The sequence below is a fragment of the Streptomyces sp. NPDC001027 genome (assembly GCF_040299045.1).
Taxonomy (GTDB): domain Bacteria; phylum Actinomycetota; class Actinomycetes; order Streptomycetales; family Streptomycetaceae; genus Streptomyces.
Map to the genome: position 1 here is coordinate 1 of NZ_JBEPBI010000281.1, position 9,452 is coordinate 9,452.

The following is a 9,452-nucleotide window of genomic DNA, read 5'->3' on the forward strand; positions in this document are numbered from 1 at the left end:
CCAGATCGGTGCGCATGTGGTCGGCGATGGACCAGCCGACGACCTTGCGGCTGAAGCAGTCCAACACGGTCGCGAGATAGAGGAACTCCCCGTTTTCCAAGGGGAGATAGGTGTGATGTCGCCCATGTATTTCCGTCCCGGCTCGGTGGCGGTGAAGTCCCGCTGGAACAGGTCCGGAACCGGTGAGGTGGGCGGCAGCGGTTTCGAGAAGGGAAGGAGGCGCGTCCTGGGCCGACCGCACAGGGACACTGGCAACCGGACGTCGCTGCTGGACCTGTTGCGTGAACACCTGAAGCTGACTGGAATTAACGATCTTGGGGGCAATTGGGAGGGGTGCGCTGCGTAAAGACATGACGGGCGCCGAGCTCAGTGCGGGAATGTCGTGTGATCCTGTTACTCATGTCGATCATCGCAACCGTCGTGGTACTGCTCATCGCTGCTCTGCACGTCTACATCCTGGTCCTGGAGATGTTCCTGTGGACCGGCCCCAGGGCCCGGGCAGCCTTCGGGACCAGTGCCGAGTTCGCCTTCGGGACGAAGGCACTCGCGGCCAATCAAGGGCTGTACAACGGCTTCCTCGCCGCCGGTCTGGTGTGGGGTGCGGTGGCATCCGATCCGGTGGGTTTCCAGGCGAAGGTGTTCTTCCTGTTGTGCGTGGTTGTGGCCGGTGCGTACGGTGGCGCCACGGCCAGCCGAAAGATCGTCTTCGTGCAGACTGTTCCCGCGCTGATCGGACTGGCGCTGGTGCTGGCCGCCCGCTGAGCGTCGCCCAGCAAGCTGAACGTGGCTGACGGAAATGTCAGTGGGCCTCCGCCAACTTGAAGTCGCAGGTCAAAGGACTGGCGTGACTCGTGCCCAGGGTGCTCACCCTGCTCGTAGGCGGGAGTCTGCGGGGAAGATCGTCCGCCAAGGGGTGATTCGCGGCTCCATGCCGGTTCTGCCGATGGCGTTCGGCTGTTTCATTGGGATCTCGCGAGGCTTGTCATACTGCCCGGATGGATACGCAAGGCATGGAGGCGGCACGGCGTTGGCTGGCTGATCAGGGCATCCACCAGGTACGCGACGGGTGGGTGAGCGACGAGAAGCCGGACGTGCTGCTCACCGCCAACCAAGTGGCACATTCTTGGGCCGGGAATGTGTTCGCCGAGGACCTGAGTACAGCCGACCAGGTGCGGTTGGCCTTCGGGCTGCTGGATCTCCTCGACGATTACTGGGTCGCCTGCGAGATCCGATTCGCGGACGGGAGCGGGGAGGGCCTCTTGCCGGCCGACGTGCTGTGGGGCGGCTATCGTCAGCGGCTGGAGGCGGACCGGGACGTCGAGGCCGTTACCTACTCGCTGTGGGTGGACTGGTTCGAGGACCACACCGCTTCCGCGACGGCTTTCGCCGAGGTCCTTGGAAAGGACATCGACCGAGTAGTGGCCGAGCGATCGCAAGCCCTCCTCCGCCGGGCCCGTCGGGTTCTGGAGTGTTCGGGCCCGGTGCGCTGGACGGTGAAGGAGCGGACATACCGCACCGCCGCACGGCTTCCCGCCCTGCACTCTGCTCTCTTCCTCGGTCTTCGGGCGAGCTTCCACGACGTTTACGGTGACCTGGAATCGACCGCCGCTCTGGCCCTCCTCGACCAGCCAAGTCTTCCCATGAACACCCAATACCTTGCCGAACTGCGGCACGTACTTGCTGCAGGGCACAACAACCACCGCCGCAGTCCCGGTGCCTGGCACGATGCGGTTCGCTCCTGCTCAGGTAGCTGAACTGTCCGATTCCTGCTCGCTACGCCTCGGCTGCCTCCTACGATCCGGTACATGTTGGATCCCGAGCTGCTGGACCGGATCACCGCGCGGCGCGCGGAACTGGACGAACTCGAAGAGCAGTTGGCCAAACAGCCGGCGGACGTGCGGGCCGAGCGGGACGAACTCGCTGTCGCCGAACGGGTCCTGGAACGCATGACCGGGCAGCTCGCCGAGGAGCGAGCCTCCGTCGGGCCGGTGCCCGGGCAGGTAGGCGGCCGGGCGGTCATGCTGATCCCGCACACCGCGAACCGGGCGTGGAGGAAGACTCGCTCCCGTGGGACTACCAGCGCATCATCGCCGCCGTGCGGCAGGCCGCCGGACCGGTCATGGCCCGCGAGGTCGGCGAGGTAGTGGGAGTGGACGTCAGCGTACGGTCCAAGCTGGAACCGCTGCGCAGCAAGCTGGTCAGGCTTGTCGACCGCGGCTGGCTGCGGAAGCTGCCCGACGGTCGGTTCACCACCCGCCTGTGATCAGGAGCACCGTCAGGCGGAGTGGCTCGGCGCGGGCGTAACCGGGTTGCCCCCGGCGGCCGTTGGAATTGTGTGACGAATACCAAAGAGTTTGCCGAGGACACCTGCCCGCTTACCTACCGGTGCCGCCTGCCTCTGTCCACGCGCACCGTCAACCACCTCGCCGGTCTACTGCGGCGTCACCTGAAGACGATTCGGTCCCGATGGCGCCTCCTGCCGCCGGGGAAGATCGCGGTGATCGTCCTGGCCGTGCTGCGCCACGACCAGCGCCTGGCCGACATGGCCTGCGGCAACAACGTGTCCGAGTCCACCGTCCGCCGCTGGCGCGACGAGCTGATCGGACTACTCGCCGCCCAGGCTCCGCGCCTGGACCGTGCCCTGAAGGAGGTCGTCAAGCAGGGTGGGGAGGTGGTCCTGATCGACGGCACTCTCATCCGCACCCAGCGTCGCACCGGCAAGGCCGACCGGCGGAACTACTCCGGCAAGCACCGCAGCCACGGCCTGCACTTCCTCGCCCTGACCGATGAGATCGGCCGCCTGATCTGGATATCCGCCGCCCGGCCCGGCCGCACCCACTACAACACCGCCGCCCGCCACGACCACATCCTTGCCCACCTGCGCGCCTCCGGCCTCGGAGCGCTGGCCGACCTCGGCTCCGCGGCCTGGACAACGACATCCTCGACCCCGTGATCGTCACCGGCTACATCGCTACTCGTACCCACAAGCTCACTCGAGGCGAGAAGGAAGCCAACCGCGTCCTCGCCGTCGGACGGGCACCGGTCGAGCACGGCTTCGCCCACCTCAAAAACTGGCGGATCCTCACCAAGCTCCGCACCGATCCCGCCCGCGCCACCCGCCTCCTGCGCGCCCTGCTCGTCCTGACGAACCTCGAAATCAACCGCTGACAGATGATCTTCTCCGCGGACTCCTGCCCACGACCAGCGCGAGCACCCGGGGACCGGTCACACCAGCCCTTTGACCTGCGACTTTAAGTTGGCGGAGGCTCAGTGGTGTGCGCGGCACGATCGGGAGATGTGACTCATACCCTGAACCGTGCCGCCCTGTCCCAGCCTGCCTTCACTGGCGTGACGCGCCAACCCTTCGCGGGACTTGTCTTGGAGTTGGCGCCACGCTGGGAGGCGGCACGGGAGTCTGATCGGGCCGAGCGGCGTGGAGGTGAACGCCGTCGGGCGGCGGGCGCAAGACGAAGCTCGTGTTCAACGACCGGCTGCCTATCACCCTCATCTGCCTGCGGCACGATCCGCCGCACGTCGCTATGGCCGAGCTGTACGGGGTGGACTGCTCCACCGTCTCCACCGCAGTGCGGGAGGTACGGGCCTCGCTTGCCGAGCGTGGCTTCGCCATATCCGACGGCCCGGCCTGAGGCTGAAGGCCCTGGAGGACGTCTTCGCCTATGCCGAGGCCGAGGACATCGAGCTGCGGCTCGACGGAGCCGAGACCCAAGTGCGCCGTCCGTGGGCGGACGTCCCAGCAGGCGGGCCTTCGTTTCCGGCAAGCGCAAGCAGAACACCATCAAGACCACCACGTTCAGCGACCAGCAAGGCCCGATGCTGCTGGCCGGCTTGGTCAGGCCGGTCACATGCACGACCAGACCGTCGTACGCAGCGATGGCATCACCGAGCAGCTCCGTCTCCGCCCGAGCCAAAGTCGACTCCGGATACATCGGCTTGGCCAAGGAGTTCCCCTGTCAGGTCAGCGCCCCGTCGACGAAACCTAAAACCGAGGCGTGCGCCGGCGACAAGCAGCCTGGCGCGAGTCGTGGCGACGCTGCTCCTCGGTCCGGATCTGCGTCGAGCACACCAACGCCGAACTGCGGCAATGGGCGCCACTGCAGCGTTTCACCAAACGACGTGAGACCTACGCCGAAAACCACCTCGCGATCGCTTCCCTCGTCTCAGACCGATCTTCCTAGCGGGTCACCCGCCCCGACAATTGCCCCCAGGGTCGCAAGAAGGGCTGCGATGCCGCCCCTCCCCTGAAGAAGATCCAGCTCGCTAAGGACGGCGTCCTGCGCATCGGCGCGCTGGTGACCGTGGCTGAGGCTGCCGCGCATCCCGCCGTGCGCGGCCGATACCCGATGATCAGCCAGGCACTGGCTGGGCACCTCCGACTCCTGCGTGGCCGCGCATCCGTCCGATATGGCGGTTGCCTTCGTCGCGCTCGGTGCCGTGGTCCAGCTACGCGGCAGGGACGGCGAACGCCGTCTGCGGCTGGATGAGTTGCTACTCAAGCCGGGCAGCACGCCGCACCGCGAGCACGTGCTACGCCACTCCATGTACGCCTATGCCGAAGTCGCCGTCGACGCACTCCTCGGCCAGGTGCAGGTACGGCGCCTGCTCGACGTCTACGACGCTGGCCGCATCATCAGCCCCGCCCTAGCCGACAGCCAGGCCATCGGCGGCACCGGGACCGCTCTGCTTGAGCACTCCGTCACTGGCCACCGCCGACCTTGCCGACTACCTGGTCCCCGTCAACGCCGACATCGGTGATCTGCGCGCCATCTACGTAGACGGCAACGACCCCATCGCCGACCCGATCGGCGTCAAGGGGCTGAGCAAGATCGTGCACGTCGGTGTCGCCCCGGCCATCGCCAACGCCGTCTTCAACGCCACCGGACGCCGCATCCGCGAACTGCCCGCATGACGTGCTGAACATCGCCGCCCCCCTCGCCGACGGGTGCCGCGCTCCCGCCCGCCCCTGCGCCGTGGCCACCGTTACCGCCGTTGATACGTCGCGCGGAACCAAACGCCGGTCCGGCCGCGGTGCGACGGACGTAGAGGCCGTTGCCGACCCGGACTACCCAGATCGGCGTTGGGGGCCGATGGGCGCCGTCTGCGCGCCGCTGGGTGCGATCTGCGGTTCGTCAGCGTTCTCGACGCGGGACAGTTCCTGGGGGCTCCAGCCTGTCATGCTCGTTGTTCCCCTCTTGTTCTCGGGGCTCAGGGTCAAGCAGCGACCGGAGCACCATGTGGGGCATCGGCAGGGAGTTGCGCCAGTGTCGACGATCAGGCAATTCCCCACGATCTACATGATCAGCTTCACGTAATTCCCCATCCCCGCGATCACGACTCCCCATGGGGACGGTGAATCCATCGGTGTGCACTCGGCGGGCCATGACGGGCCTCTAGGATGATCCGATGCGCCAGCCCGCCGCAGATCCGTACTGGAACACCAACGTTGCCCGGCACCCGGGCATCCTCCGGGCTGTTCCCGAGGGGTGCGGTGATGCCCTGGACGTCGGCTGCGGGGACGGGCTGCTGGCCCGGAAGCTTGCCGGGCGGGCGAAACACGTCACCGGGATCGACACGTCGCCGGAGATGATCGCCTGCGCACGCGAGTCTGCTGCCGGCGATCCGCAACTCGCCTTCGTCGAGGGCGACTTCCTCACCGCGGAACTTCCCGGTGCGGAGTACGACTTCGTCTGCTCGGTGACCACGATCCACCACATGGACTTCGAGGCGGCCCTCGTCCGCATGCGTGAGCTGCTGCGGCCTGGCGGCACGCTGGTGGTGGTCGGTCTGGCCCGCGAGGTGAGCGTGACGGAGTGGGCGGCGTTGATCGCGGCTGCCCCGATCGTGCAGATCACGAAGGTGCTGCGTCGCGCGAGTGCTCCGCAGGGCATGCCGGTCGCCGACCCGCAGATGAGCTATGGGCAGGTGCGGGCTGCTGCCCGGCGCCTGCTGCCCGGCGTGCGCTACCGCCGGCATGTGCTGCGCCGGTACTCGCTGACCTGGGAGAAACCCGCCCGCTGATCTGGCATCGATGGCGGTTTTCACTACCTGGGGCGGTTTGAGCGTCATGTGATTCTCCGTGGCGGTTCCTCCGCATTGGCCATGGGTAGCGCGGAGTCCGGGATCGAGGGGCCTGGTCGTCGCGGAGCTGTCCGTGTTCCTCGTCCCGTGGTTCGGCAGGCCGATGGGCAGCCCGGATGGCGAGGAGAACGTTCGTCGTGGTCGACATCACGGAGATTTACATCCACTGGTACGCGGGCCGCTCGAAGAGCGCGCTGGCCGCGTCGCTGGGGGTGGACCGCAAAACGGTCAGGAAGTACCTGGCCCCGGCGGAGGCGTCCGGGATCACCCCGGGCGGCCCGCCCATGACCGAAGCCGACTGGGCCGGGCTGATCGAGGGATGGTTCCCCGGCCTCGCCGACCGGAGACTGCGGCAGGTCACCTGGTCCGACATCGACCAACACCGCGACTACATCAAGGACTTGCTGGGAACGGTGACGGTCTCCACGATCCACCAGCGGCTGCGGGACGAGCACAAACTGAAGGTGTCGATCTCCTCGTTCCGCCGCTGGGTGCACGCCACACTGCCCGACGAAGTGAGCCGCTCGCAGGTCACCGTCCTGCGCGACGAGATCGAGCCGGGCGAGGAAGCCCAGATCGACTACGGCTTCCTGGGCCAGTGGACCAACCCCTGCACCGGCAAACGGCACCGCGTCTGGGCGTTCGTGATGGTGCTGCCCTGCTCACGGCACATGTTCGTCCGCCCGGTCCTGCACCTGGACCAGCACGCGTGGACCGAGGCACACGTCGCCGCCTTCCGCTACTTCGACGGCGTCCCGCGCCGGCTGGTGCCCGACAACCTGAAGACCGGCGTCGACAAGCCCGACCTCTACGACCCGAAAATCAACAAGGCGTATGCCGAACTCGCCACCCACTACGGCGCGTTGGTGGACCCGGCAAGGGCATCGAAGCCAAAGGACAAACCTCTGTCATCACACTGCACCTCATCGGGTCGTTTCGGAGTATTCGGGGTCCAGGACGCTTCGCCGAGGTCGGCCGATGACGGGGCGGACGAACTCGGGTCCGGGCAGGTGGAAGACGTACTCGCCCTTGTCGTTGGCCAGGACGCCGGTGATGATGCCGTCCCGGCGCCAGTGCTTGATGGTCTGGAAGTGGACGCCGAGGTGGCGGGCGAGTTCGGAGACGGTCAGTATCCCGGCGTCGAGCAGGCGCTGGCGGTGGCTGCGTAGCTTGTAGGCGTTGCGCAGGTGGACGATCATGCCGCGGGTGAAGGGCTGGCCCATGCCGCTGGGCAGGCCGCGTTCGTTGAGGATGGCCGCGCACTGGGCGTCGGTGTGCTCGTCGAGGAGTGCGTCGAGTGCGGCGATGACGGCGGGGTCGGTCTGCCGCAGTTCCCAGGCGGTCAGCGGGCGGGGCAGGGTGAGTTGGTGGCTCTGGCCACCGCGCAGGACGACGCCGATGGCGATGTGGTCGGTCTTGGTGAGGGTGACGTCGGTGACCAGGAGCCGGATCATGCGTTTGCGCTCCCGCATCGGGGTGGCCGGGTCGTTCCAGAGCCGGGGGAAGTCGGCGGCCAGCGCATTGATCCTGGCCCGGGTCTCGGGCGAGAGCGGGCCGATCGCGGTGTTCTTCGCGCGCTCGTACTCCTCGGTGGCCTCGGCGAGTTCCCGCAAGGCGTCGTTCCAGTCGGCCTCCAGGGTGTCGGCGACCAGCCGGTTGGCGGGGTCGACGGCCAGATAGCGGCGCTGGGCGAGGTCGGCTCGGTAACGGGCGCGTTCGACGCCGGCAGCGCGGAGCCGGTCGGCCTCCTCGGCGCGGGTGGCGAGCTCGTCGCTGACCCGCAGGGCGACCTCGAGGGTGAGCGGGGTGAGGGTGGTCAGCAGCAGTTCACCGACGGCTGCGTCGATCTGGTCGCCGACCATGGTCTGGCAGATCGGGTGCGCGTTGCGGATGCCTTCGAACTGGCAGAGATAGATCGGTTTTCCGGTGCCTTTGTAGTGCTGGTAGCGCACGGTCATGCGGCGGCCGCACTTGCCGCAGGAGACCACGCCCTGCAGCAGGGCTGCGCCTTCGCGGGGCGGGGAGGCTTTGCGGTCGGTGCCGTGGGCGGCGGCGAGTTCGGTGAGCCGGGTCTGGTTGGCCTCGAACTCGGCCCAGGTGAGGTAGCCGGGGTGGGCGTCGGTGATCAGCACGGTCCACTCCTCGCGGGGCAGCACGTGGCTGGTGGTCTTGCCGCCGGGGCCGCGGCGTTGGCGGCGCCTCCCGTAGAAGAATGCTCCGGCATAGCGTGGGTTGTGCAGGATCTGTAGGACTCGGTGGTGCTGCAGGATTCCCCAGGTCAGCTCGCCCTTGTTGGGGCCGGTACGGATCCGGCGGGGGAACTTCAGGCCCGCGTCGGCGAATACTTTGACGACAGCGTAGGCGGAGCCGGTGGCGGCGAAGGTGGTCAGCAGATGCCGGATGGCCTGCTGCACCTGGGCATCCGGGTCGAGAACCACACGGTCGGCGTGGTCGTAGACCAGGCCGACGGGCAGCGGCTGGATGAGCTCGCCGCGTCTCGCCTTGGACAGTGATCCGCCCCGCAGGCGGGCCTTGAGCAGGTGCAACTCTGCCTCGGACATGGTGCCTTTGAGCCCGAGGAGCAACCTGTCGTTGAAGTTGCCGGGGTCATAGAGACCGTCCTCGTCCAGGATCAGAGTGCCGGTCAACGCGCAGATCTCCAGCAACCGGTGCCAGTCGGTGTTGTTGCGGGCCAGCCGGGACACCTCGAGTCCGAGGACGATCCCGGCGTGTCCCATGCCGACCTCGGCGACCAGCCGCTGGAAGCCGTCGCGGCCCTCGGTGGAGGCGCCGGACTGGCCCTGGTCGGTGTCGATGACGATGATCTGGGAGTGGTCCCAGCCCAGGGCGATGGCTCGGCCGCGCAGGGCGTATTGGCGGGCGGTCGACTCGGTGTTGTTGATGACCTGTTTGAGGGTGGACTGGCGGATATAGAGGTAGGCGTCACGCTGCAGGTGCTCGCGGGTCACCTTGCCCGCCGCCGCGGTCGCGTCCATGGGCGACGTCAACTCCCTTGGCTTTGTGGGGTTTTCGGCCCGCCGGTTCATCGGGGTGGATGTGGGCCAGAGCCATCGCGGCCAGGACCCGTACGAGTTCGTCGCTGTCACTGGGCAGGCCGGGCGGCCGATGCCCGGGGGCCGGCCGGGCGGCCGACTCGGGCAGGGACCGCCAGGCCGTGGCCCAGGCCGCCATGCCCTTGGCGGCGAGCACACCCCGGCCCAGCCGCCATCCCTCGCCCGTGCCGTCAGCGATCGCCGTCCGGAGTTCCTCATAACGGGCCGCCACCTGTCCGCGTACTCCCTGAAGTGCTCAGCCAAGTACAGATAAACGTGCTCAGCTCTCAGGCAACGTCGGTC

At 67.6% G+C, this 9,452-nt stretch carries 10 protein-coding genes and 3 pseudogenes; 9 read left to right on the forward strand and 4 right to left on the reverse strand.

The features are described from left to right. Window positions 1-180, reverse strand: a pseudogene (locus ABT300_RS37830) (DDE-type integrase/transposase/recombinase); the annotation flags it as partial. 219 nt (window positions 181-399) lie between these two features. On the opposite strand from ABT300_RS37830, the gene ABT300_RS37835 reads away from it, so the two are divergent. Continuing rightward, on the forward strand, window positions 400-762 hold the full coding sequence (locus tag ABT300_RS37835; protein WP_351685918.1) for a DUF1304 domain-containing protein: 363 nt from the start codon (window positions 400-402) through the stop codon (window positions 760-762). A gap of 233 nt (window positions 763-995) precedes the next feature. After that, on the forward strand, window positions 996-1,754 hold the full coding sequence (locus ABT300_RS37840; RefSeq protein WP_351685921.1) for a hypothetical protein: 759 nt from the start codon (window positions 996-998) through the stop codon (window positions 1,752-1,754). Here the strand turns inward: ABT300_RS37840 and ABT300_RS37845 are convergent. Further along, complete coding sequence (locus ABT300_RS37845) at window positions 1,743-2,033, reverse strand: hypothetical protein (protein ID WP_351685923.1); 291 nt, start codon at window positions 2,031-2,033, stop codon at window positions 1,743-1,745. The two genes, ABT300_RS37840 and ABT300_RS37845, sit on opposite strands and share 12 nt — an antisense overlap. A 14-nt stretch (window positions 2,034-2,047) precedes the next feature. Here ABT300_RS37845 and ABT300_RS37850 point away from each other — a divergent pair, with 14 nt between their 5' ends. The 7 genes and pseudogenes from ABT300_RS37850 to istA form a co-directional block, all read left to right on the forward strand. Beyond that, window positions 2,048-2,263, forward strand: a complete 216-nt coding sequence (locus ABT300_RS37850; RefSeq protein WP_351685927.1) for a hypothetical protein — start codon at window positions 2,048-2,050, stop codon at window positions 2,261-2,263. A 72-nt stretch (window positions 2,264-2,335) separates the two neighbouring features. Beyond that, on the forward strand, window positions 2,336-2,953 hold the full coding sequence (locus ABT300_RS37855) for a transposase family protein (RefSeq protein WP_351685930.1): 618 nt from the start codon (window positions 2,336-2,338) through the stop codon (window positions 2,951-2,953). Beyond that, window positions 2,950-3,168, forward strand: coding sequence for a transposase family protein (locus ABT300_RS37860; RefSeq protein WP_351685932.1), 219 nt, complete (start codon window positions 2,950-2,952; stop codon window positions 3,166-3,168). The genes ABT300_RS37855 and ABT300_RS37860 overlap by 4 nt, the downstream gene beginning before the upstream one ends. Window positions 3,169-3,476: 308 nt before the next feature. Continuing rightward, window positions 3,477-3,647, forward strand: a complete 171-nt coding sequence (locus tag ABT300_RS37865) for a helix-turn-helix domain-containing protein (RefSeq protein ID WP_351685935.1) — start codon at window positions 3,477-3,479, stop codon at window positions 3,645-3,647. Between the two features lie 811 nt (window positions 3,648-4,458). Next, window positions 4,459-4,927: pseudogene (locus tag ABT300_RS37875) on the forward strand (molybdopterin cofactor-binding domain-containing protein); the annotation flags it as partial. 494 nt (window positions 4,928-5,421) lie between these two features. Beyond that, on the forward strand, window positions 5,422-6,036 hold the full coding sequence (locus tag ABT300_RS37880) for a class I SAM-dependent methyltransferase (protein WP_351685937.1): 615 nt from the start codon (window positions 5,422-5,424) through the stop codon (window positions 6,034-6,036). 197 nt (window positions 6,037-6,233) lie between these two features. Continuing rightward, window positions 6,234-7,001: pseudogene (gene istA, locus ABT300_RS37885) on the forward strand (IS21 family transposase); the annotation flags it as partial. An 18-nt stretch (window positions 7,002-7,019) separates the two neighbouring features. Here istA and ABT300_RS37890 read toward each other — a convergent pair. Together ABT300_RS37890 and ABT300_RS37895 are read right to left on the reverse strand one after the other, a co-directional pair. Then, window positions 7,020-9,092, reverse strand: a complete 2,073-nt coding sequence (locus tag ABT300_RS37890; protein ID WP_351685939.1) for a recombinase family protein — start codon at window positions 9,090-9,092, stop codon at window positions 7,020-7,022. Next, on the reverse strand, window positions 9,040-9,381 hold the full coding sequence (locus tag ABT300_RS37895; RefSeq protein WP_351685940.1) for a hypothetical protein: 342 nt from the start codon (window positions 9,379-9,381) through the stop codon (window positions 9,040-9,042). Before ABT300_RS37895 ends, ABT300_RS37890 begins: the two co-directional genes overlap by 53 nt. Between the last annotated feature and the right edge of the window lie 71 nt (window positions 9,382-9,452).

What these genes read in the sequence shown, in the direction of transcription:
- ABT300_RS37890 (WP_351685939.1), bottom strand. Translation starts at nt 9,092, where the DNA reads ATGGACGCGACCGCGGCGGCGGGCAAGGTGACCCGCGAGCACCTGCAG.
- ABT300_RS37880 (WP_351685937.1), top strand. Translation starts at nt 5,422, where the DNA reads ATGCGCCAGCCCGCCGCAGATCCGTACTGGAACACCAACGTTGCCCGG.
- ABT300_RS37840 (WP_351685921.1), top strand. Translation starts at nt 996, where the DNA reads ATGGATACGCAAGGCATGGAGGCGGCACGGCGTTGGCTGGCTGATCAG.
- ABT300_RS37835 (WP_351685918.1), top strand. Translation starts at nt 400, where the DNA reads ATGTCGATCATCGCAACCGTCGTGGTACTGCTCATCGCTGCTCTGCAC.